The organism is Mesorhizobium sp. C399B (assembly GCF_030323185.1).
Classification (GTDB): Bacteria; Pseudomonadota; Alphaproteobacteria; order Rhizobiales; family Rhizobiaceae; genus Mesorhizobium.
Genome location: NZ_CP100472.1, coordinates 2,515,199 through 2,537,427, shown reverse-complemented (window position 1 = coordinate 2,537,427; position 22,229 = coordinate 2,515,199). Strand labels below are relative to the sequence as shown.

Here is a 22,229-nt window from a genome sequence, read left to right as displayed (position 1 = left end):
AGTGGCTGCAATCCGGGTAGAAGGCTTGGGAGGAAACATTCGGAGTGGCTGGAATGGCGGGTTGCCCGGTGCTGCGGCGCTGATGGGCGGCGTTGTCGCCGGCCAGCTATCTCGATGGACACAAGCATCCGCCGACCTTCATCGCCTATTCGCGCGCCGAAGGCTGCGACGACCAATCGAAGGCTTTGCCAAGCGCCTGCGCGCCACCGGCACTGAAGTGACGCTGTTCGACGGCAACGCCTACACGCATATGTCGATCAATCACGACTTCGGCGAGGACGTCGACGCGTTGACCGCCGCGATGCTGGCCTTCCTGAATGCGACCGTCGGTTGATCCCGGATCCCCGCGAGGCGTCCTGGATCAGACCAAAAGCCCCGGCGGGACATTGCCGACCCGGCGCCTACAGGTGCAATTGTTCCTGAATTGTCGATTGGGAAAGAAAATCATGAATGGCGCCGATCTGCTGTGCGACGTGCTCCTGGCCAATGACGTCACGGTCTGCTTCGCCAATCCTGGCACATCCGAAATGCATTTCGTTGCCGCACTGGACCGCAAACCTCAGATGCGCTGCGTGCTCGGCCTGTTCGAGGGCGTGGTGACCGGCGCCGCCGACGGCTATGCGCGCATGACCGACCGCCCGGCAGCAACGTTGCTGCATACCGGACCGGGTCTCGCCAACGGTTTGGCCAACATGCACAACGCAAGGCGTGCGCGCAGCCCGATGATCAACATTGTCGGCGACCATGCTTCTTACCATCTGCCGCTCGATGCCCCGCTGACCAGCGACATAGAAGGCCTAGCGTCGCCGATGTCGAACTGGGTTGGCCGCGTCAAGGGGCCGGCCGATATTGTGCCGGCCGCAGAGGCGGCTTTCCGCGCTTCACTCACGCCGCCTGGCGTCACGACCTTGATCCTGCCTGCGGATGCCGCCTGGGGCGAAGTTGCTGCGATTTCGCCTGGCAAGGTGAAGCTGGAGCCGCCGCCCGCCGTCGACATGGATGTTGTGCGCACGATCGCCGAAGCAATCCGCGCCGCGCCGGGCCGTGTCGGCATGGTGGTGCGTGGGCAGGCGGCGCGCGCCGATGGACTTGAAATCGCAGGGAGAATCTCATCGGGAAGCGATGTCAGGCTGTTCAGTGAGGTTCTGATCGCCCGCATGCAGCGCGGCCGCGGGCGGTTCGCCCCGACCCGCATTCCCTATCCGGTCGATGCGGCGACGGCCATGCTCCGGGATATCGACTTGCTGGTGCTGGTCGGCGCCAAGGAGCCGGTTGCCTTCTTCGCCTATCCCGGCAAGCCCGGGCGGCTGGTTCGGGACGATTGCAAGGTGCTTTCGCTGGCGGCGCATGGCCAGGATCTGAAAGCGGCGCTGGAGGCGCTGGCTGCCGAGGTCGGCATCAAGCCGACGCAGCAATTCGCCGCCGCAACCGCCTTTCCAGACGAACCGACGCTGAGCGGCAGACTGACGGACGATGCCATCGCGCTGTCGGTGGCGCGCAAACTTCCGGCCAATGCCATCGTCTGCGACGAAGCGGTCACCTCGGCGAGACGGTTCTTCGCGCTATCCGCCTTTGCGGCGCCGCACGACTACATGATGGGTACGGGCGGATCGATCGGCGGCGGCATTCCGATGGCGACAGGAGCAGCGATCGCCTGCCCGGACCGCAAGGTGATCAATCTCGAGGCCGACGGCAGCGGCATGTACACGGTGCAGGGACTGTGGACCCAGGCCAGGGAAAAGCTTGACGTCGTGACCATCATCTTTTCCAACCGGACCTACGCCATCCTGCATGGCGAAATGAAGAATGTCGGGGTCAATGAGATCGGCGAGAACGCTAGGCGCATGCTCGATCTCGACCATCCGGCGCTGGACTGGGTTGCGCTGGCCAAAGGCATGGGCGTCGAGGCGGCCCGCGCCGACACGTGCGAGCGGTTCGACGCGCTGCTCGACAGTGCCCTGTCGCGTCCGGGACCGTTTCTCATCGAAGCGGTGATCTGAGGCGGAGAGACTTACCAACGGGTCTTTTCGCCGGGTGCAGCCGGTTCGATTGCCAGCGCATGGACGCCGGCTTGCAGCTCCGCTGCGAGCAATTCGTTGACGGCGCGGTGGCGGTCGATGCGGCTCATGCCGGCAAAGACGGATGAGACGATGCGGACGCGAAAATGCGTCTCGCCGGTGCCGTCATAGGCACCGTGATCGTCGGAGCCGTGGTGGTGATGACCGGCATGAAGGTGGCTTTCATTGACGATCGCCAGCCGCTCCGGCGAAAACGCCTTGTTCAGCTTGTCTTCCATCGTCGCCTGTATGGACATCGCCATCTCCCTTCACCATATCTGCAAGGCGTGATCGGGAAATCGGGATCGATCCCGCCGGGCCGCCTCAAAAATCGCCATTCGCCCTGCTTTATGCCGCGATTCAGCGGTTAGGGCGATGATCGCGAAAATGTCAATTCTTGTTTCGCACGTGCGAACAGCCCATAAATGGGTGAGATGAAACCGTACCCCAAATATTTCGAGAAAATTCGGGTCCGTCCCGACAAGGATGCGGAGCTGAAGTCGCACTCGCCGATCTGCCAGTGGGACGGCTGCAAGGAGGCCGGTACCCACCGGGCGCCGGTCGGACGCATGAAGGAAGGCGAGTATTTTCAGTTCTGCTTCGATCATGTGCGCGAATACAACAAGGGTTTCAACTACTTCTCCGGCGTGCCGGACACCGAGATAGCCCGCTTCCAGAAGGAAGCGATGACCGGCCACCGGCCGACATGGAAGATGGGCGTCGCCGGCGCCTCGACGCGCTCCTCGCCCGATTTCGCCCAGCAGCGTTCCGGTCGCGCCGGCTATTACAACCGCATGCGCGATCCCTTCGATCTGTTCAAAGGGCCGAAGGACCCGCGCGAGGCGCGCGAACGCAAGGCCAAGCCGCTTGAGGCCAAGGCGCTGGAAACGCTTGGCCTTGATACAAAGGCGACTGGCAAGGACATCAAGGCGCGCTATAAGGAACTTGTGAAGCGCCACCATCCGGATGCGAATGGCGGCGATAGAGGTTCGGAAGACCGGTTCCGCGATGTGCTGCAGGCCTATCGCGTGCTCAAGCAGGCGGGTTTGTGCTGAGCAACCTAACGGTTCGTGTCGTTTTCCAACTTTCATAAGGGTGGAAAAGGCTCTAAGACCGCCCCCGGACAAAATCGATTGCCGGCGAAATCAGGCATTTCGCCCGTGGAGACTTGGATAGAGATGAACAAGGTCGATCGCGACATCGCCAATTTGCCCGACACGACGGTGTCGGTGAAAGACAAATTCGGCTTCGAGTCCAAGATGGTGGTGCCGGCCTATTCGGTGACCTCGGAACATGTGCCGGACATCGATCCGGATTATCTGTTCGACAAGGCGACGACGCTGGCGATCCTTGCCGGCTTTGCCTACAACCGCCGCGTCATGGTGTCTGGCTATCACGGCACCGGCAAATCGACCCATATCGAACAGGTCGCCGCCCGCCTTAACTGGCCCTGCGTGCGCGTCAACCTCGACAGCCATGTCAGCCGTATCGACCTCGTCGGCAAGGACGCCATCGTCGTCAAGGATGGCCTGCAGATCACCGAATTCCGCGACGGCATCCTGCCCTGGGCCTACCAGCACAATGTCGCGCTCTGCTTCGACGAGTACGATGCAGGCCGTCCGGACGTGATGTTCGTCATCCAGCGCGTGCTGGAATCGTCGGGCCGCCTGACGCTGCTCGACCAGAGCCGGGTCATCCGCCCGCATCCGGCGTTCCGGCTGTTTTCGACCGCCAACACGGTCGGCCTCGGCGACACTACCGGCCTCTATCACGGCACGCAGCAGATCAACCAGGCGCAGATGGATCGCTGGTCGATCGTCACCACGCTGAACTACCTGCCGCACGACAATGAGGTGAACATCGTGCTGGCCAAGGCCAAGCACTATCGCGACGGCAAGGGCAAGGACATCGTCAACAAGATGGTGCGGGTCGCCGACATGACGCGCTCGGCCTTCATCAATGGCGATCTGTCGACCGTGATGAGCCCGCGTACCGTCATCACGTGGGCCGAAAATGCCGAGATCTTCGGCAATATCGGCATGGCGTTCCGGCTGACCTTCCTCAACAAATGCGACGAGCTGGAGCGTTCGGTGGTGGCCGAGTTCTACCAGCGCGCCTTCGGCGAGGATTTGCCCGAGAGCGCCGCCAACGTGGTGCTGGGCTGAGCAGAGCCTCGATGGCGGGTCCGGGCGACAACACGCGCAACAAGTCGAAGACGGGGTCTGAAGCCGACAGCTTCAAGCGTGCCGTCACCGTCTGCATGCGCGCCATCGCCGGCGACAAGGAGCTCGAAGTCGGTTTCGCCAAGGACCGCCCGGCGCTCGCCGGCAGCCGCGCCCGACTGCCCGAACTGCCGAAGAAAGCGTCCAAGACAGACATTGCGATTACTCGTGGCCTGGGTGATTCCATGGCGCTGAAGCGCGCCTGCCACGATCAGCGCATCCACACCAAACTGGCGCCGGAAGGCAAGCTGGCGCGCTCGATCTATGACGCCGTGGAACAGGCCCGCGTCGAGGCGATCGGCAGCCGCGCCATGCAAGGCGTCGCCGACAATATCGGCTCGATGCTGGAGGACAAATACGCCAAGGCCAACCTTGTCGACGTCAAGGACAAGGCCGACGCGCCGATCGAGGAGGCGCTGGCGCTGATGGTGCGCGAAAAGCTGACCGGACGGCCGATCCCGAAGAGCGGCGAACGGCTGGTCGAACTCTGGCGGCCCTGGGTCGAGGAGAAGGCCAAGGCCGATCTCGACGGACTGTCGGCCAAGCTCGGCGACCAGCAGGCCTTCGCCCGCATCGTGCGTGAGATGCTGGCGTCCATGGAGATGGCCGAGGAACTCGGCGACGATCAGGAGACCGAAGACTCCGAGGACAATGACGAGGACCAGCCGCAAGGCGAGGAGCAGAGCGAGGAGGGCGGCGAAGAGGATTCCGGCTCCGAGCAGTCGCAATCCGAGGACGCCGAGGCCTCGGCCGACGACGAACAGTCGTCCGAGACTGAGGCCTCCGACGCCACTGCCGACGATCTTTCCGACGATGACGATGCGGACGCCGAAACGCCGGGCGAGGCGCGCCGTAACGACAACCCGTTCGCCAACCTGCCGAAAGAGATCGACTACAAGGTTTTCACCACCGCCTTCGACGAGACCGTCGGTGCGGAAGAGCTGTGCGAGGAAGAAGAACTCGACCGGCTGCGCGCCTTCCTCGACAAGCAACTGGCCAATCTCTCCGGCGTCGTCGGACGGCTCGCCAACCGGCTGCAGCGCCGCCTGATGGCGCAGCAGAACCGTTCCTGGGATTTCGACCTCGAAGAGGGTTATCTCGATCCGGCACGCCTGGTTCGTGTCGTCATCGACCCGATGCAGCCCTTGTCGTTCAAGCAGGAGCGCGACACCAAATTCCGCGACACGGTGGTGACGCTGGTGCTCGACAATTCGGGCTCGATGCGCGGTCGGCCGATCACGGTTGCCGCCACCTGTGCCGACATTCTGGCGCGCACGCTGGAGCGCTGCGGCGTCTCGGTCGAGATCCTCGGCTTCACCACGCGGGCGTGGAAGGGCGGACAGGCTCGCGAGAAGTGGCTGAAGGACGGCAAGCCGCCGAACCCCGGCCGGCTCAACGATCTGCGCCACATCATCTACAAATCCGCCGATCATCCGTGGCGTCGCGCCCGGCGCAATCTCGGCCTGATGATGCGCGAGGGCCTGCTCAAGGAAAACATCGACGGCGAGGCGTTGTTATGGGCGCACAACCGGCTGATCGCCCGGCCCGAACAGCGCAAGATCCTGATGATGATCTCGGACGGCGCGCCGGTGGACGATTCGACGCTGTCGGTCAATCCTGGCAACTATCTCGAGCGGCATCTGCGCGCCGTCATCGAGCTGATCGAGACGCGCTCGCCGGTCGAGCTGCTGGCCATCGGCATCGGCCACGACGTTACCCGCTATTACAGGCGCGCCGTCACCATCGTCGATGCCGAGGAACTGGCCGGCGCCATGACCGAGCAGCTGGCCTCGCTGTTTGCCGAGGAAAACGTGCGCGATACACGCCGCGGCGGCTACCGGCGCGCTGGATGATTTTTTTGCGCGGCGGGTTTCGGCAGATGCTCTTCGCGGTCACTGCCTTGTTCGGCATGGCGTTTGCGCCGGCCATCGCCGCCGGCCCAAGCGCGGTCGAGCCGGTCGAAGTCTCGGCGCGGCCGATCACCACCTTCAATATCGGCAGCGCCGACAAGCAGTTTGGGCTGCTGGAATTCGTCGGCGGTCTTGAGATGAACTCGACGACGCGCGATTTCGGCGCGCTGTCGGCATTTCGGTTCGTCAAACCTGGCAGCGATTTCATCGGCGTCGCCGATACGGGCTTCTGGTTCTTCGGCTCGATCACCCATGATGCCGACAAGCGGCCGTCCGGCATCCAGAATTTCCGCATGCAGCAGATGGTCGATGAAAAGGGCCGGCCGATCGACAGGAAATGGGAAGTCGATGCCGAGGGCCTTGCAGTCAAGGACGGCATCGCCACCGTCGGCTTCGAGCGCGATCACCGCGTCGCCCAGTTCAAGATTGACCCCAGCAACATGACGGCGCCGTTCAAGCAACTGAACTTTCTGGTTCCAGCCCGCGAACTGCGACAGAACCGCGGTTTCGAGACCGTCACCCACGCCAATCCCAACGGCCAGCACGAGGGCGGCCTCGTCGTGGTCTCGGAAAAGAGCTTGGACAAGGCTGGCAACATCTATGCCGCCATCATCGAAGGGCCGCACAAGGGCGTCTTCACGGTCAAGCGCAACGGCGATTTCGACATCACCGACGGCGCTTTCCTGCCGGATGGCGATCTCTTGCTGCTGGAGCGCAGTTTCTCGATGGCCGGCGGTGTCAGGATGCGGCTGCGACGCATCTATGGCGAAAGTGTCGAGAAGGGCGCGGTTGCCGACGGGCCGGTGCTGATGGAAGCCGACATGGGCTACCAGATCGACAATATGGAAGGGCTCGACGTCTGGACCCGCGATGACGGAGCGCTGATGGTGTCGCTGATCTCGGACGACAACCATTCGATCCTGCAGCGCAACCTCTATCTGGAATTCATCCTGCACCAGGATTGAGAGCCCTAAGGCTTGGTGGCGATCCAGATGACGTGGCGCGCGCCGCGCTTGCCATTGGCGCGCGTCTTCACCTCGTCCACGACAAAGCCCGCCTGCTTGAGCCTAAGTGTGAAGCCGGCATCGGGGCCTTGCGACCAAACAGCCAGCACGCCGCCGGGCCTGAGCGCTGCACGCGCCGCGCCGAGGCCGGCAGCGCCATAGAGGGCGTCGTTGCCCTTGTAGACGATGCCTTCGGGGCCATTGTCGACATCGAGCAGGATGGCGTCCCAGGCTGCCTTGTCGGATCTTATGATGTGCCCGGCGTCGGCTTCGCGAACCGTCACACGGGGATCGTCGAGACAGCCGGCGAAGACCGCCTCCATGGGGCCGCGCGCCCAGGCGATGACGGCGGGGACAAGCTCGGCAACGGTGATGCCTGCGTCGGCGCCCATTTGGGCAAGCGCAGCGCGCAGCGTAAAACCCATGCCGAGGCCGCCGATCAGGATTTTCGGTTGGGCGCGGCCGCCGATCTTTTCACAGGAGAGCTTGGCCAGCGCTTCCTCGGAGCCGCTGAGGCGGCTGTTCATCAGCTCATTGGTGCCGAGCATGATCGAGAATTCGCTGCCGCGCTGCTTGAGGCGCAGTTCCTGCCCGCCGTCAGGCGTTTTGGCCGAGCCGAGCTGGACCCAGGGAATCACGGCCTAGACAGCCACGGCCGGCTGGCTCCAGTGGGCGGCGAGCAGCCGGTAGGGGATCAGGGCCACAACAGCGATGATCAGCTTCACCGAGAGGTCGCCCAGCGCCCAGGAGACCCAGCGCATGGACTCGACCGGCAGCACGCCCATCAGCGGCGCCGTCTCCAGCGCAAAGCTGTCGTTCGGGCCGGCAAAAGCGAAGGCGGCCGAAAAGGCGATGCTGAAGAACACCAGGGTGTCGAACACCGAGCCGACCAGCGTGCCGACGATCGGCGCGCGCCACCAGCTCTGCCGGCGCAACCGGTTGAACACGGTGACGTCGAGCAATTGCGCGCAAAGGAAGGCCGCGCCGGAAGCTGTGGCGATGCGCACCAGCCGGTCGGCTGATGTCTCGAACTCGATCAGGCCGTGGCGAAACAGGAAGGGCGGGACGAGGATCGAGCAGACTACCGCGGTCATTAAGCCGACAAGGACGATGCGGCGCGCCACGGTCGGCCCGTAGCGGCGGTTGGCAAGGTCGGTGACCAGAAAGGAGAAGGGATAGGTGAAGGCGCCCCAGGTCAGGATGTCGCCCAGCGACAGACCGCCGGCCTGGCCCTGCATCGGGAACTGCACGAGGATGTTCGATGCCACGACGACAAGCGCCATGGCGGCCACAAAGGGCAGATATCGCGAGAAGGAAGTCATTTTTTTATCCTGGGTAATGGAACCAGCCAGGCGCTAGCCGAAGTTCGGGTCGCGCTGCCTTAGAAGTTTTGAGCATCGGATTGCTCCGATGCTGCTGCCTTAGAAGTTTTGAGCATCGGATTGCTCCGATGCTCAGGGCGGTCGTCCCCCGCCTTGATATCGTTAAGCGGCGGGCTGGTCGGCCAGCTTCTTGGCGATCTGCTTCTTCAACAGGCGCGCGCGCTGCGACAATTCCTTGGCGTCGGCCTTGGCCAGGAAGGCGTCGAGGCCGCCGCGATGCTCGACCGAACGCAGCGCGTTGGCCGAAATGCGCAGGCGCACATTCTGGTTCAGCGCTTCCGAAATCAGCGTCACATTGACGAGGTTCGGCAGGAAGCGGCGCTTGGTCTTGTTGTTGGCGTGGCTCACATTGTTGCCGGTCTGGACTGCCTTGGCAGTGAGTTCGCAGGTGCGGGACATGGTTCTAACCTTCAGTTCTGTCTAGCCTGCCAAACCTTGTTCGCCCGCGCCGGGTGGCGCGCGGTTTCAGTCAGGCGGCCTTATGGAAAAGTTGGCGTTCCATAGTTGCATTTCGCCAATGCGTCAAGCTCCGGCTTGCCCACGACTGTGACGAGCGTTTCACATAAAGGCCGGAATTCAGCCTATAAGCGGTCGGACAGGGACATCTTAAGCCGGAGTCGCCCGCCTCCGGTTAAAAAAAATCAAGGACCGAGCCCGCCATGCTTCGCCCGTCACATGCCGTTGTCGCCATACTTGTCGCCGCCTTGCCGACATCAACCCTTGCCGCCGCGCCCGCAGCCACCGCACAGTCCTTCAAGGGCGAATACACGGTGTCGTTCCTCGGCCTTTCCGTGGCCAAGGCGACATTTTCCAGCCACTACGAAGGCGATAGCTATTCCATAGACGGCACCGTCTCCAGCGCCGGTCTCGCCACCTTGTTCGACGACACGAGCGGCACGATCTCGTCAAAGGGCAAGATCCTGGGCAAGCAGATGCAGCCGCAGGTATTTCGCGCCGATTATAAGTCCGGCAAGAAGGCTTCCATGGTCGATATCCGCTTTGCCAATGGCGCGGTGACCGCCACCCAGGTCATTCCCGAGCCGAAAAAGCGCAATCCCAAAAACTGGATACCGCTGGGCAGCAACGATCTGGCATCTGTGCTCGATCCGATGGCGGCTACCGTCATCCATGCCGACAGCCTCGACCAGGTCTGTGGGCGCAAGGTGAAATTCTATGACGGCGAGATGCGCGCCGACCTGACGCTGACCTACGCCTCGAAAGGATCGATCTCGGTCAAGGGCTACAAGGGCGACACCGTTACCTGCAAGATGAGCTTCGAGCCGGTGGCAGGCTACCGCAAGGGCCGCAAGGCGCTTAATTACCTGAAGAAGAAGAGCCAGATGATGGTGACGTTTGCACCGCTCGGCCAAACCGGCATATATGCCCCGATCCACGCCACGGTCGGGACGCAGATCGGCACCTTGACTGTCAGCGCGGGGCGGTTCGAAGCTACTGAATAGACGCGCCCACCCGAATAGAAATGGGGCGAGTCGCCGGAGACGGGCATGGGGCGCGCAACACTGATCGGTTTCTCGGCGGTCGCCATGTGGGCGCTGCTGGCGTTGCTCACCGATGCGTCGGGCGCCGTGCCGCCATTCTTGCTCTCGGCCATCACCTTCACCATCGGCACCGCGGTCGGGCTGGTTGCCCGGCTGTTCATGCCGGCGACCGATAAAAGCCTGAAGATCCCACGCCAGGTCTGGGTGATCGGCATTGCCGGACTGTTCGGATACCATTTCTTCTATTTCACCGCGCTGCGCAACGCGCCGGCGGTGGAGGCAAGCCTGATCGCCTATCTGTGGCCGCTGCTGATCGTGCTGGGATCAGCGCTGATGCCGGGCGAGAAGCTGGCCTGGAACCATGTCGTCGGCGCGCTGCTCGGGCTCGCCGGGACCGTGCTGATCGTCACCAAGGGTGGCGGCCTCGCCTTCGATGCTCGCTACACCTTCGGCTATGCGATGGCGGCCGTCTGTGCGCTGCTGTGGTCGTCCTATTCGCTGCTGTCGCGGCGCTTTCCGGCGGTGCCGACCTCGATCGTCACCTGGTTCTGCGCCGCCACGGCAGCCCTGTCTCTCGTCTGCCATCTTCTACTGGAAAAGACGGTGCTGCCCGATGGTCCCGGCCAGTGGCTGGCGGTGCTTGGTTTGGGGTTGATGCCGGTGGGCGCGGCCTTCTACGCCTGGGATATCGGCGTAAAGCGCGGCAACATCCAGGTGCTCGGCGCGGCAAGCTATGCGGCGCCACTGCTGTCGACATTGGTGCTGATCGCGGCGGGCGTTGCCGAGCCGTCGCTGCGTATCTTGGCCGCCTGCGTGCTGATCACCGGCGGCGCGGCGCTGGCGGCGAAATCGTTGTTCCTGCGCAAGGCGGCAACTGGCGGGGCAAGCGCATGACCATGCCGTTCGCCGGCGGCATCGACGCCAACGCAAATGCAACATTGATTTTTTCGCTGGTGGCGGCGGTGATCTACGCCTTCACCCTGGACATGCGGCCGACGCTGGCCCGCTCGGCGGCAAAGACGCTGGCCGTGGCCGTGCTTGCGGCGCTGGCCTTCATGCAAGGTGGGCCGCTGTTGCTCGTCGATGCGCTGGCGCTCAGCGCCGTCGGCGACGCCTTCCTGTCGCGTGACGGCGAAAAGGCCTTCCTCGGCGGGCTGGCCAGCTTCCTTGCGGCGCATGTCCTCTATGTGCCGCTCTTCCTGCGCAGCGGCGGCGGGCTGGATGTGCTCAGCGCCGAGACATGGCGCGGCGTCATCGCGCTGGCCATGGCGGCCTTCGCAGTCATCATGCTGGCGGCACTCTGGCGCCGTGTCGGCCCCGGCCTGCGGGTGCCAATCGCCGTCTATATCCCAGCCATTCTGGCGATGGGCATCTCGGCGTTGACGCTCGACAATCCGTGGGTCATCGGCGGCGCTGTTATGTTCATGGCATCGGACGGGCTGCTTGCCGCGGAGAAATTCCTGGTTCCGGCAATAGCACCCTATCGCGCCGGCATCCGTTATGCGGTCTGGGTGCTCTACTATGCCGCCCAGCTCTGCATAACTCTTGGTTTTCTTCTGGCCTAAGGCTGCCAGCCCGGCTCGGCCATTTCGAACGCGGCGAAGTCGAAGCCCGGTGCCACGGTGCAGCCGACCAACGTCCATTCGCCGAGGCTGCGCGCCGATTGCCACCAGCCGGCCGGCACGACGATCTGCGGCCGCTCGCCCGCCGCAAGCTCAATGCCGAGCACCTGCTCGATCACCTGGTTAAGCATTGGACTACCTTCCTCGCACATCGACAGCGCCAGCGGCGCTCCGGCATGGAAGTGCCAGACCTCGGCCGCGTCCTTGACCCGGTGCCAGGCCGAAATCTGGTCCTGTTCAAGGAGGAAATAGATCGCCGTCGAATGGCCACGCGCGCCACCGGCGCCGTCGCGAAAGGTCTCGGCATACCAGCCGCCTTCCGGATGCGGCTTGAGGCCAAGCATGGCGATGATTTCAGCGGCGCTGGTCATGGCTGATCCCGGAACGATGCTCAGAAATTGTCCTTGCGCTTGCGGATTTCCGCGAACACTTCGGCGTCGGAGGCCTCCTCCATACCGAGATGCTTGCGGATCGCCGGGTCGTGCCAGCGCAGGAACGGATTGGTCGACAATTCCTCGCCGATCGTGGTCGGCAGCGTCGCCTTGTTGTCGGCGCGCAGGGTCTCGATCTTGGCGGCGCGTTCTTTCAGCGCCGAATTGGTCGGGTCGACGGTCAACGCAAAGCGGGCGTTCGAAAGCGTATACTCATGGCCGCAATAGATGACCGTGTCCGCCGGGAGTGCCGCCAGCTTCTTCAGCGATTCATACATCACCGGCGGCTTGCATTCGAACAGCCGGCCGCAGCCGAGCGCGAACAAAGTGTCGGCGGTGAACGCCACTTTCGAGGCCGGAAAATGATAGGAGACATGGCCCGCTGTGTGGCCGGGCGTGGCGATGACATCGATCCGCTCGCCGCCGAGATGGACGACCGAGCCTTGCCCGACGGTCTCGTCGATGCCGGGGATCTTTTCCTTTTCAGCCTCCGGTCCGACGATGCGCAGCTTGAAGCGCTCCTTCAGCGCCAGATTGGCCTCGACATGGTCGACATGGTGGTGGGTGGTCAGGATCATCGTCGGCTTCCAGCCGGTACGCTCGATCGCGGCAATGATCGGCGCTTCTTCGGGTGCGTCGATAATGGCGGTCTCGCCGCTTTTCGGGTCATGCACCAGCACGCCGAAATTGTCGCTGCGGCACATGAACTGTTCGATTTCGACCGGCATTGGCATCTCTCCATCTGTTGGCGCAGACATAGGGCGCTTGGCCGCCGATGTCACTCTAGCTTTGCAGAACGTGGCGGCTTTGTTGAACTTGGGCGGCATCGCAGCTACCGTCCCGCGCATGCATTCCGATATCGTCGATCTCCGCTCCTTCTATTCGACCACGCTCGGCCGCCTGGCAGAACGCTCGATCACCATGGCGCTGTCCTCAATATGGGCAACAGTGCCCAATGAGCGGCTGGTCGGGCTCGGCTATACCTTGCCGTGGCTGGAGCGGTTTGGCACCGATGCCGAGCGGGTGTTTGCCTTCATGCCTGCCACGCAAGGGGCCGTCGTCTGGCCGGCGAACGGACCGACGGCGACGGCGCTGGTCTTCGACGAGGAATTGCCGCTGGTCGATTCCTGCATCGACCGCATGCTGCTCGTGCATTCGCTCGAACATGTCGAAAACCCGCGCGAGACGCTGAACGAGATCTGGCGGGTGCTGTCGCCGGCAGGGCGCGTCGTCATCGTCGTGCCCAACCGGCGCGGTGTCTGGGCGCGGTTCGAGCACACGCCGTTCGGCAGCGGCCGGCCGTTCTCGCGCGGCCAACTGACAGAATTGCTGCGCGAGGCGAATTTCACACCGGCTTCCTGGTCCGACGCGCTGTTCTTCCCGCCATCGCCGCGGCGCTTCATGATGCGGTTCCACAATGTTCTGGAGCGCGCCGGCCGGCGGTTCTGGCCGATCTTTTCCGGCGTCATCGTGGTCGAGGCGCAGAAGCGGCTCTATCAGGGCGTGCCGGTCGCGCAGCGCGCTTCGCGCCGTGTCTTCGTGCCGGTACTGTCACCGCACGGTGCCACCCGGCTTGGCCGCCGGGCGGAAGGGGTGACATCGACGACGCGTCAGGTGACACCTTCGTGATCATCATGAAAACTGGTGTTGCGTGGGTTTTTCCCACCTTTCTGTCGCAGATGCATTCGCGGTCCGTTTGAGCGGCGGATGCCTTCAAGTCTCTCCATCTGGTTTCAGCAACGCTTCTGAACGCAAGGACTTCGTGCATGGCTGATCAACCGGACAAGTCCGCCACCGCTCAGCCGGTAACCGTCGAAGCCAGCAGCCTGCGCGATCAGGTGGCGACGATCAAACGGGCGCTGATAGGCTCACCGGTGCGCAAGTGGCTGGTCTGGACGTCGGTCGGCATTATGGCGGTCATCGTCGCGACGTCGATCGGCCAGGTTCTGCTCAACCGCTGGAACCAGCCTTTCTACGATGCGCTGGCGCGTCGCGACATGGCGGCCTTCCTGCATCAGCTGTTGATCTTTGCCGTGATTGCCGGCACGCTGCTCCTGCTCAACATCGCTCAGACCTGGCTCAACCAGATGATCCGGCTGAAGCTGCGCGAGGCGCTGACGCTCGACCTGATCGACCAATGGATGCGGCCGGCGCGGGCCTTCCGGCTCGCCAATGCCGGCGCCATCGGCGTCAATCCCGACCAGCGCATGCAGCAGGATGCCGCGCATCTGTCCGATCTGTCGACGGACCTCGGCGTCGGCCTGCTGCAATCCTTCATCCTGCTGGTGTCGTTCGTCGGCGTGCTTTGGCAACTCTCGTCGGGCTTCGTCTTCCACATCAACGGCTGGTCGCTGGCGATACCGGGCTACATGGTCTGGGCCGCGTTCCTCTATGCCGGCATCGCCTCCTGGCTGAGCTGGCTGGTCGGGCGGCCGCTGATCCGCCTCAACAGCGACCGCTACACCCGCGAGGCCGAACTGCGCTCCTCGATGGTGCGCGTCAACGAGAATGTCGACGCCATCGCGCTCTATCACGGCGAAGCCGATGCCAAGAGACGGCTCGAAATCGACCTTGGCACGGTGCTGGGCGCGATGCGAAACATCTACAAAGCGCAGATCAACCTTTCCTGGGTGACCGATACCTATGGCTGGATCACCGTGGTGGCGCCGATCCTTGTGGCATCGCCGGTCTATTTTTCAGGCGATATCAGCTTTGGCGGGTTGATGATGGCGGTCGGCGCCTTCAACCAGGTGCACTCGTCGCTGCGCTGGTTCATCAACAATATCGGCGGCATCGCCGACTGGCGCGCCACGCTGATGCGCGTTGCCGACTTCCGCATTGCGCTCGATGAAACCGATGTGCTGCACGACAAGGAAAAGCGCATCGAATTCGGCGATAACGCCAATGGCAGCCTGACCTTCGAGAAGCTCCAAGTGGCCTCGCCGGAGGGCTGCACCAAACTTTCAGACAGCCATGTCGAGATTCATCCCGGTGAGCGCGTCATGATCACCGGCGACCCAGGCGCCGGCAAGACATTGTTCTTCCGCGCCATTGCCGGCCTTTGGCCCTGGGGCAGCGGGCGGATCGGCTTGCCGGCCGGAGAAACGCCGATTTTCGTGCCGCGTGTTCCGTATTTTCCTGCCGGCACGTTACGCGAAGTGCTGCATCCGAATGGCTCGGCGCCGGCTGGCGATGCTGATTTTGGGGCGGTGCTGGCCGAGGTCGGCCTCGAGCGGCTGTCATCCTCGCTCGACCGTTCCGCACGCTGGGAGCGTGAACTCAACGATGACGAACAGCGGTCGCTGGCCTTCGCCAGGCTGGCCTTGCGGCAGCCGAAATGGGTGATCATCGACGAAGCGATGGACGCGTTCGATGGTCCTTCGCTGCGAAGGGTACTGTCCATGCTGGAGAAACGCCTGCCGGAAACCGCGATCCTCAACATCGGGCGCGGACTGCACAATGGTCATTTCTTTCCACGCGCATTGAACATCGTGAAGGATACGGGTGCTGCGCCACTGAAACCCGCCCGAGTCAGGACCGGCGCCATCGACCCGCCGCCGAAAGCGGCCGTGCGGCGAAAGAAGTAGAAGGGGCTTTATTTCGCCGCGATCGCGGCGAAGATTCACGGGGCGAAACATCCGTGGTGCGGCCATGCTCGATGCGCTCAGCCTGCTTGCCTGCCTTGCCTGCACCACGCCCGTGGCTGCCCCGGCCGTTGCCGTGGATGTCGAACTGGTGCTGGCCGTCGACATCTCACAGTCGATGGACGAGAGGGAGTTCGCGCTGCAGCGCGCTGGCTATGTCGAGGCGCTCAGGCATCCCGATTTCATCAAGGCCGTGCGCTCGGGAACCACCGGGCGCATCGCGCTTGCCTATTTCGAATGGGCGGGCGTCGTGCGCGAGGATGGCGTCATCGCCTGGCAGGTGATCGACAGCGCAGAGAGCGCCAACGCCTTCGCCGACAAAATAGAAGCGCGGCCGTTCCGCAGCTTTCGCGGCACCTCGATTTCCGGTGCGCTTGCCTTCGGCGCCGGGCTGTTCGAGGGCACGGGGTTCGATGCGCCACGCAGCGTCATCGACATTTCCGGCGACGGTCCCAACAACACCGGGCTGCCCGTCGCCACGACACGCGATGCGGCGGTGGCCAAGGGCATCGTCATCAACGGCCTGCCGATCCTGATCAGCCCGTCGCCGACCTTCAGCCATCTCGACCAGTATTATGACGACTGCGTCACCGGTGGGCCCGGCTCCTTCGTGTTGCCGATCTATGCGGCCTCGGAATTCGCCACCGCCATACGCCGCAAGTTGATCCTGGAGGTGAGCGGCATCGCCGATGCGACCGTGGTCCCGATCGATGCCGCCGCACCCATGGACTGCCTGCAGGGCGAACGCGACCGGCGGCTATATTCCGACCCATATCTGCCGGAACTCGACAAATGAGGTTTGAGGCAGTTCGGAGGGGAAAGCCGCTGCGCGGCTTGTCGGCAAACTTCAGGCCGGCCGTGCACCGTATTTGTCGCGAAATTCGGCATAGAGATCGCGGCGCCAGCGCCGGCCGCCGACATAGCCACGCAACAGCTGCAGCAGCGAATAGCCAAGCGCCTTCGACGACCGGTTGGCCATATAGCCGGAGAACGCCTGCGAAACCCTGCCCTTGAGTGCATCGGCGATGAGCTGCCGGGCGATCATGTAAGGCGGAATGTAGGGGTAGCGGTCGGCGATATAGGGGTGCTTGTCGATCAAGCTCGCATAGGCTTCGACATAGCCGTCCCGGCGACCGGAGATCGAATTCTCCGAGTTGTACTTTTTCCAGTCGATCACTTCGGACAGCTGCGCGCCGCTGCGACGGGCAAAGCGCAGCAACAATTCGCGATCCTGCATGCGCGTGACGTCACTGTCGTAGCCGCCGATGGCCAGCAGCGACTCGCGCCGGGCGGTGATTGCCGACCCGGCAATGAAGATGGTCTGCGCGACAAGGGCCCGCTCCAGCGAGTCGCGGCTCAGCAGCGCTTCGCGGTTGACGCAGTTGGTGCGGCGATTGCCCTTCAGCGACACGAAGGAACTGATCAGCACTTCGAGCGAGGGATTGTTGTCGAACTGCTCCAGCGTCCGCGCCAGGCGATCCGGCAAATAGACGTCGTCGGAATCGAGGAATGTCACCACCGGCGCCTGCGCCCGCTCGATGCCGGCATTGCGGGCGGCATTGGCGCCGCGCCATTTCGAGCCAACATAGATCAGCCGTGGATCGCGGATTTCGGCAAGTGCGGCTGCCGTACCGTCGGTCGAGCCGTCATCGACGACAATGTGTTCGAACCGGGGAAAATTCTGCGCCAGCACGCTCTCCACGGCGCGCACCACCTTGCTGCGGCGATTGTGCGTCGGTGTGATCACCGAGATCAGCGGAGCGAGGTCGGTTGCCTTGGACATGTTGCTTCGATTGTGCCCCGAAATGCCTGGAGGCCGGAGGTTTTGATGGTCGCCGTCCAAGCCTTACCCCGGGATGGCATTCGATTCGACGCTACAAAAAACCAGCGGCAATGTCATCACAAACTGTTGAGCCAGGACGCCGGTAAGCCGGCCGATTACCCCAGACGTAATCGACCGATGGCCATCATGTCTGCAGATTGCGCCAACGAAGCCGGTCGTCGGGCTTCGATCTCACAGGGAGTTCAGCCATGGCCGCCTACGCCGTCGCCCATATGCGTCAAGTCACAATGGGCCCGCAGATTGTCGAGTATCTGCAGAGGATCGACGCCACATTGGAGCCGTTCGGCGGCCGCTTCCTTGTCCACGGCGGCGACATGGACGTGGTCGAAAACGAATGGCCCGGGCATCTGATCGTCATCGAGTTTCCGGACAGGGCGCATGCGTGGGGCTGGTACGATTCATCAGCCTATCGGGTGATTCTGGCCTTGCGCACCGACAACTCCCACGCCGATGTGATCATCGCCGATGGCGTTCAGCACCCGCACAAGGCGACGAACGTGCTGGAATAGGGGCAAACTACCGCTTCAGCAAGAACACCGCTTGCTGGCCGAAGAAATTCCAGAACCACCATGGCATCGACAGGCCGATCTTCTGGCCGTTGCCGTCGAGCGCGGTGGCTTTCTCGACCGAAGCGCCGAGTTCCTCGACCAGATTGACGAAGTCGCGGATGGTGCAGAAATGGATGTTGGGCGTGTCGTACCAGGAATAGGGCAGGTCCGCGGTTACCGGCATCCGGCCCTTGACGAACAGCGACAGCCGCACCCGCCAGTGGCCGAAATTGGGGAAGGAGACGATGGCGCGGTTGCCGATTCGCAGCAGCTCGTCGAGCACCAGCTTCGGGTTGCGGGTCGCCTGCAGCGTCTGAGACAGGACGACGAAGTCAAAACCCTTGTCCGGATAGAATTCGAGGTCGGTATCGGCATCCCCCTGGATGACCGAGAGACCGCGCGCCACGCATTCATTGACGCCGCGCTGTGACAGCTCCAGCCCGCGGCCGTCGACCTGCTTAGTCTCCTGCAGGAGTTCGAGCAGCAGGCCGTCGCCGGAGCCGACATCGAGCACCCGCGACTGCGGCGGTATCAGGTTGGCCACGACTTCGAGGTCGACGCGCTGGCTGCCATTGACGCTCATGAGGCGAGCCCCCTTGCGCGGGCCGCCGAGCCGATGAAGCCCTTGATGGCGGCAAACAGTTCGGGTTCATCGAGCAGGAAGGCATCATGGCCGCGGTCGGTGTCGATCTCGACGAAGGAGACGGAGGCGCCGGCGGCGTTAAGCGCATGCACGATCGAGCGGCTCTCCTCGGTCGGGAACAGCCAGTCCGAGGTGAAGGACACCAGGCAGAAGCGGGTCTTGGTCCCGGCAAAGGCATCTGCCAACCGGCCGCCATGGTCGGCGGCGAGGTCGAAATAATCCATCGAACGGGTCATGTAGAGGTAGGAGTTGGCGTCGAAGCGGTCGACGAATGTCATGCCCTGGTGGCGCAGATAGCTTTCGATCTGGAAATCTGCGTCGAAACCGAAGGTCAGCGCTTCGCGGTCCTGCAGATTGCGGCCGAATTTCCGATGCAGGGCGGCTTCCGACAGATAGGTGATGTGGGCGGCCATGCGCGCCACGGCGAGCCCCTTTTCCGGGCGCTTGCCGTGCTCGAAATATTTGCCGCCATGCCAGTCCGGATCGGCCATGACGGCCTGCCGGCCGACCTCGTGGAAGGCGATGTTCTGCGAGGAATGGCGTGCGCCTGTGGCGATCGGCAGGGCCGAGAAGACGCGCTCGGAATAGCATGACGCCCATTCCAGCACCTGCATGCCGCCCATCGAGCCGCCGAGCACGCAAAACAGCTTTTCGATGCCGAAATGGTCGACCAGCATCAGTTGCGCCCGCACCATGTCGCGGATGGTGATGATTGGCAGGTCGAGGCCGTAGGGCTTGCCGGTGGCGGGATTGGTCGAGGCCGGACCGGTGGAGCCGAGGCAGCCGCCGATGACGTTGGAGCAAATGACGAAGAAGCGGTTGGTGTCGATGATCTTGCCGGGACCGATCAGCACTTCCCACCAGCCGGGCTTGCCGGTCACCGGATTGGTGCTGGCGACATGCTGGTCGCCGGTCAGCGCGTGGCAGACCAGGATGGCGTTGGTGCGGGCATCGTTGAGGGCGCCATATGTCTGGTAGGCGATCTGGAACGGCGACAAAAGCGTGCCGGCGTCAAGCTTCAGCGGCTTGTCAGGGCCAAAACGCAACACAGGGCTCGACGGGTTGTCGGCCTCGTTGTTGGTTTTTGTAGCGCGGAGCGCGGCCATGTGACTCTCCTTGCCCGCCGTCAGGCAATAAAAAACCGGCAATGCGATCGCAAAGCCGGTTACGTCACGCAAACGGCCCTTTAGCGAGTTGTTTAACGTGGCTGCAAGCCGACCGGCCAAATCACCACGGAACTGTTGCGTTCTTCTAGAACTCGTGCGGCCCGGCGTCAACGGCCAGCTATTGCCCGCCTCTCGACATTCGCGGCTACGGCTTGTATTTCCGCTGCGGCCTCCGGACGGAGGCATTCTCGATGGATTTGCGACATGGACAAGACAGCGGACAAGGCACGACCGACGCCCCGCGCGGGCATTATGGACATCGACGCCTATGTGCCGGGCAAGAGCACAGCACCGGCCGGCGTCGCCAAGGTCCATAAATTGTCGTCGAACGAGAACCCGCTCGGCCCGTCGCCGAAGGCGATCGAGGCCGCGCGCGAAGTGGCCAGCAAGCTCGATGTCTATCCCGACGGCACCGCCCGCCGGCTGCGCGAGGCGATCGCCGAGGTGCATGGCCTCAACCCGGCAAACATCATCTGCTCCAACGGTTCCGACGAGATTTTGGGCCTGCTGGCGCAGACCTATCTGGCGGCCGGCGATGAGGCCATCATCACCGAACACGCCTTCATGATCTACAAGATCTACATCCAGTCGGCCGGCGGGACACCGGTGACGATCAAGGAAACCGAGGAACGCGCCGACGTCGACGCGATCCTGGCCGCGGTGACGCCGCGGACCAAAATCATCTTCCTCGCCAATCCCAACAATCCGACCGGAACCTATCTGCCGTTCCAGGAGGTCCGCCGCCTGCATTCCGCTCTCCCGGGCAACGTGCTTCTGGTGCTCGACGCGGCCTATGCCGAATATGTCAGGCGCAATGACTATGAGGCCGGCATCGAGCTGGCGGGCAGCGCACAGAATGTGGTCATGACCCGCACCTTCTCCAAGCTCGGCCTTGGCGGCGCGCGCATCGGCTGGATGTATGGCCCACTGCACATCGTCGATGCCATCAACCGCATCCGCGGCCCTTTCAACGTTAACGCAACAGCGATCGAGGCCGGCATTGCCGCCATCCGCGACCGCGCCCATGTCGAGCGCAGTTCGTTGCACAACGAGACCTGGCTTACCTGGCTGAATGAAGAACTGACGAAGCTTGGGCTGCGCGTGACGCCCAGCGTCGGCAATTTCGTCCTCATCCACTTTCCCGACGACAAGAGGCATTCGGCTGAGGCGGCGGACGATTACCTCACCCAGCGCGGCTATATATTGCGGCGCGTTACCGGCTATGGCTTTCCCAATGCGCTGCGCATGAGCGTCGGCACCGAAGAAGCAAATCGCGGCGTCATCGATGCCCTCACGACATTCCTGAAAAGCTGAAACAATGACAGCACCGATGTTTGAAAAGATCGCGCTGGTCGGCATCGGCCTGATCGGCTCGTCGCTGGCCCGCATCATCCGCCGCGAGGGCCTGGCCCGCCATGTCGCCATCGCGACGCGCAGCCCGGCCACGCTGGCGCGGGCGAAGGAGCTCGGTCTTGGCGAGAGCTACACCACCGACGCCAGGGAAGCGGTCCTCGACGCCGACCTGATCATCGTCTCGGTGCCAGTGGGGTCGTCGGGCGAGGTGGCGCAAGAGATCGCAGCGGCGCTGAAAAAAGGCGCCATCCTCACCGATGTCGGTTCGACCAAGGCCTCCGTCATTGCGCAAATGCAGCCCTATGTGCCGGACGGCGTGCACTTCATTCCGGGACACCCGCTGGCGGGTACGGAGAAATCGGGCCCGGATGCGGGTTTCGCCGAGCTGTTCGAAAACCGCTGGTGCATCTTCACGCCGCTGCCGGGAACCGATCCGGCCGCGCTGGAAAAGCTGTCGGAATTCTGGCGGCGCTGCGGCTCCAACATCGACACGATGGACCCGCAGCATCATGACATGACGCTGGCCATCGTTTCGCATCTTCCGCACATCATTGCCTACAACATCGTCGGCACGGCCGACGATCTGGAATCGGTGACCAAGTCGGAAGTGATCAAATATTCGGCTTCCGGTTTCCGCGACTTCACCCGTCTGGCCGCCTCCGACCCGACCATGTGGCGCGACGTGTGCCTGCACAACAAGGATGCCATCCTGGAAATGCTGGCGCGCTTTTCGGAGGACCTCGCCTCGCTGCAGCGGGCGATCCGCTGGGGCGACGGCGACAAGCTGTTCGACCTGTTCACCCGCACCCGGGCCGTTCGCCGTTCGATCATCGAGGCCGGCCAGGATATCGACGTGCCGGATTTCGGCCGGCAGGCGGTCGAGCACCCGGTGAAAAGTTAAATCT

General features: G+C 63.3%; 24 protein-coding genes and 1 riboswitch. Of the genes, 15 read left to right on the top strand and 9 right to left on the bottom strand.

The annotated features are described in order from the left end of the window. The first annotated feature begins 1 nt into the window (after position 1). Both NLY36_RS12030 and NLY36_RS12025 read left to right on the top strand, forming a co-directional pair. Positions 2-334, top strand: coding sequence for a hypothetical protein (locus tag NLY36_RS12030; RefSeq protein WP_245260187.1), 333 nt, complete (start codon positions 2-4; stop codon positions 332-334). 112 nt (positions 335-446) lie between these two features. Next, a complete protein-coding gene (locus tag NLY36_RS12025) occupies positions 447-2,000 on the top strand; it encodes an acetolactate synthase large subunit (protein ID WP_023735204.1) in 1,554 nt (517 codons plus the stop codon). Positions 2,001-2,011: 11 nt separating this feature from the next. Here NLY36_RS12025 and NLY36_RS12020 read toward each other — a convergent pair whose 3' ends face one another. Further along, complete coding sequence (locus NLY36_RS12020; protein WP_023670675.1) at positions 2,012-2,314, bottom strand: BolA family protein; 303 nt, start codon at positions 2,312-2,314, stop codon at positions 2,012-2,014. 168 nt (positions 2,315-2,482) lie between these two features. Between NLY36_RS12020 and NLY36_RS12015 the strand changes: the two genes are divergently transcribed. The 4 genes from NLY36_RS12015 (at position 2,483) to NLY36_RS12000 (ending at position 7,154) form a co-directional block, all read left to right on the top strand. Continuing rightward, positions 2,483-3,112, top strand: coding sequence for a J domain-containing protein (locus NLY36_RS12015; RefSeq protein WP_032887126.1), 630 nt, complete (start codon positions 2,483-2,485; stop codon positions 3,110-3,112). 123 nt (positions 3,113-3,235) lie between these two features. Next, positions 3,236-4,222 (top strand): cobaltochelatase subunit CobS, encoded by a 987-nt coding sequence (gene cobS, locus NLY36_RS12010; protein ID WP_023670677.1) that lies wholly within the window; start codon positions 3,236-3,238, stop codon positions 4,220-4,222. 11 nt (positions 4,223-4,233) lie between these two features. Then, complete coding sequence (gene cobT / locus NLY36_RS12005) at positions 4,234-6,132, top strand: cobaltochelatase subunit CobT (protein WP_023735203.1); 1,899 nt, start codon at positions 4,234-4,236, stop codon at positions 6,130-6,132. After that, a complete protein-coding gene (locus tag NLY36_RS12000) occupies positions 6,129-7,154 on the top strand; it encodes an esterase-like activity of phytase family protein (RefSeq protein WP_023731083.1) in 1,026 nt (341 codons plus the stop codon). Before cobT ends, NLY36_RS12000 begins: the two co-directional genes overlap by 4 nt. Positions 7,155-7,159: 5 nt before the next feature. Here NLY36_RS12000 and NLY36_RS11995 read toward each other — a convergent pair whose 3' ends face one another. The 3 genes from NLY36_RS11995 to rpmB form a co-directional block, all read right to left on the bottom strand. Then, the gene (locus NLY36_RS11995; protein WP_023686729.1) at positions 7,160-7,831 is read right to left on the bottom strand and encodes a polyamine aminopropyltransferase; all 672 of its coding nucleotides are present in this window, start codon (positions 7,829-7,831) and stop codon (positions 7,160-7,162) included. Positions 7,832-7,834: 3 nt separating this feature from the next. Continuing rightward, a complete protein-coding gene (locus tag NLY36_RS11990; protein ID WP_023735202.1) occupies positions 7,835-8,515 on the bottom strand; it encodes a queuosine precursor transporter in 681 nt (226 codons plus the stop codon). A gap of 162 nt (positions 8,516-8,677) precedes the next feature. Beyond that, complete coding sequence (gene rpmB / locus NLY36_RS11985) at positions 8,678-8,974, bottom strand: 50S ribosomal protein L28 (RefSeq protein WP_023670682.1); 297 nt, start codon at positions 8,972-8,974, stop codon at positions 8,678-8,680. Between the two features lie 260 nt (positions 8,975-9,234). On the opposite strand from rpmB, the gene NLY36_RS11980 reads away from it, so the two are divergent. From NLY36_RS11980 to NLY36_RS11970, 3 genes are read left to right on the top strand one after another with little or no spacing between them, the layout of a single operon-like run. Then, positions 9,235-10,035, top strand: coding sequence for a DUF3108 domain-containing protein (locus NLY36_RS11980; protein WP_023711708.1), 801 nt, complete (start codon positions 9,235-9,237; stop codon positions 10,033-10,035). 45 nt (positions 10,036-10,080) lie between these two features. Further along, positions 10,081-10,968 carry an aromatic amino acid exporter YddG gene (gene yddG / locus NLY36_RS11975; RefSeq protein WP_023699112.1) on the top strand — a complete coding sequence of 296 codons (888 nt, stop codon included), beginning with the start codon at positions 10,081-10,083 and terminating at the stop codon, positions 10,966-10,968. Beyond that, complete coding sequence (locus NLY36_RS11970) at positions 10,965-11,639, top strand: lysoplasmalogenase (protein WP_023735201.1); 675 nt, start codon at positions 10,965-10,967, stop codon at positions 11,637-11,639. Before yddG ends, NLY36_RS11970 begins: the two co-directional genes overlap by 4 nt. Here NLY36_RS11970 and NLY36_RS11965 read toward each other — a convergent pair. Both NLY36_RS11965 and gloB read right to left on the bottom strand, forming a co-directional pair. Next, complete coding sequence (locus NLY36_RS11965; protein ID WP_023699114.1) at positions 11,636-12,067, bottom strand: cupin domain-containing protein; 432 nt, start codon at positions 12,065-12,067, stop codon at positions 11,636-11,638. The genes NLY36_RS11970 and NLY36_RS11965 overlap by 4 nt on opposite strands. 20 nt (positions 12,068-12,087) lie before the next feature. Continuing rightward, positions 12,088-12,855, bottom strand: coding sequence for a hydroxyacylglutathione hydrolase (gene gloB / locus NLY36_RS11960; protein WP_023670687.1), 768 nt, complete (start codon positions 12,853-12,855; stop codon positions 12,088-12,090). Between the two features lie 118 nt (positions 12,856-12,973). Between gloB and NLY36_RS11955 the strand changes: the two genes are divergently transcribed. The 3 genes from NLY36_RS11955 (at position 12,974) to NLY36_RS11945 (ending at position 16,567) form a co-directional block, all read left to right on the top strand. Further along, the gene (locus NLY36_RS11955; protein WP_023735200.1) at positions 12,974-13,756 is read left to right on the top strand and encodes a class I SAM-dependent methyltransferase; all 783 of its coding nucleotides are present in this window, start codon (positions 12,974-12,976) and stop codon (positions 13,754-13,756) included. Positions 13,757-13,893: 137 nt separating this feature from the next. Continuing rightward, on the top strand, positions 13,894-15,714 hold the full coding sequence (locus NLY36_RS11950) for an ABC transporter ATP-binding protein/permease (protein ID WP_286461906.1): 1,821 nt from the start codon (positions 13,894-13,896) through the stop codon (positions 15,712-15,714). A 64-nt stretch (positions 15,715-15,778) separates the two neighbouring features. Further along, positions 15,779-16,567 (top strand): DUF1194 domain-containing protein, encoded by a 789-nt coding sequence (locus NLY36_RS11945; protein ID WP_023735199.1) that lies wholly within the window; start codon positions 15,779-15,781, stop codon positions 16,565-16,567. Between the two features lie 51 nt (positions 16,568-16,618). Here NLY36_RS11945 and NLY36_RS11940 read toward each other — a convergent pair whose 3' ends face one another. Next, a complete protein-coding gene (locus tag NLY36_RS11940) occupies positions 16,619-17,554 on the bottom strand; it encodes a glycosyltransferase family 2 protein (RefSeq protein WP_023735198.1) in 936 nt (311 codons plus the stop codon). A 248-nt stretch (positions 17,555-17,802) separates the two neighbouring features. On the opposite strand from NLY36_RS11940, the gene NLY36_RS11935 reads away from it, so the two are divergent. Next, positions 17,803-18,123: a DUF1330 domain-containing protein gene (locus NLY36_RS11935; protein WP_023735197.1), complete on the top strand. Its 321-nt coding sequence runs from the start codon at positions 17,803-17,805 to the stop codon at positions 18,121-18,123. A gap of 7 nt (positions 18,124-18,130) precedes the next feature. Here NLY36_RS11935 and metW read toward each other — a convergent pair whose 3' ends face one another. Both metW and metX read right to left on the bottom strand, forming a co-directional pair. Then, positions 18,131-18,745: a methionine biosynthesis protein MetW gene (gene metW, locus NLY36_RS11930; protein WP_023685353.1), complete on the bottom strand. Its 615-nt coding sequence runs from the start codon at positions 18,743-18,745 to the stop codon at positions 18,131-18,133. Further along, the gene (gene metX / locus NLY36_RS11925; RefSeq protein ID WP_023685352.1) at positions 18,742-19,911 is read right to left on the bottom strand and encodes a homoserine O-acetyltransferase MetX; all 1,170 of its coding nucleotides are present in this window, start codon (positions 19,909-19,911) and stop codon (positions 18,742-18,744) included. The genes metW and metX overlap by 4 nt, the downstream gene beginning before the upstream one ends. Positions 19,912-19,971: 60 nt before the next feature. Then, positions 19,972-20,049, bottom strand: a riboswitch (SAM riboswitch). A gap of 126 nt (positions 20,050-20,175) precedes the next feature. Here metX and hisC point away from each other — a divergent pair. Together hisC and NLY36_RS11915 are read left to right on the top strand one after the other, a co-directional pair. Beyond that, the gene (gene hisC / locus NLY36_RS11920) at positions 20,176-21,285 is read left to right on the top strand and encodes a histidinol-phosphate transaminase (protein ID WP_023686716.1); all 1,110 of its coding nucleotides are present in this window, start codon (positions 20,176-20,178) and stop codon (positions 21,283-21,285) included. Positions 21,286-21,289: 4 nt separating this feature from the next. Continuing rightward, complete coding sequence (locus tag NLY36_RS11915) at positions 21,290-22,225, top strand: prephenate/arogenate dehydrogenase family protein (protein ID WP_023735196.1); 936 nt, start codon at positions 21,290-21,292, stop codon at positions 22,223-22,225. The last annotated feature ends 4 nt before the right edge of the window (positions 22,226-22,229 follow it).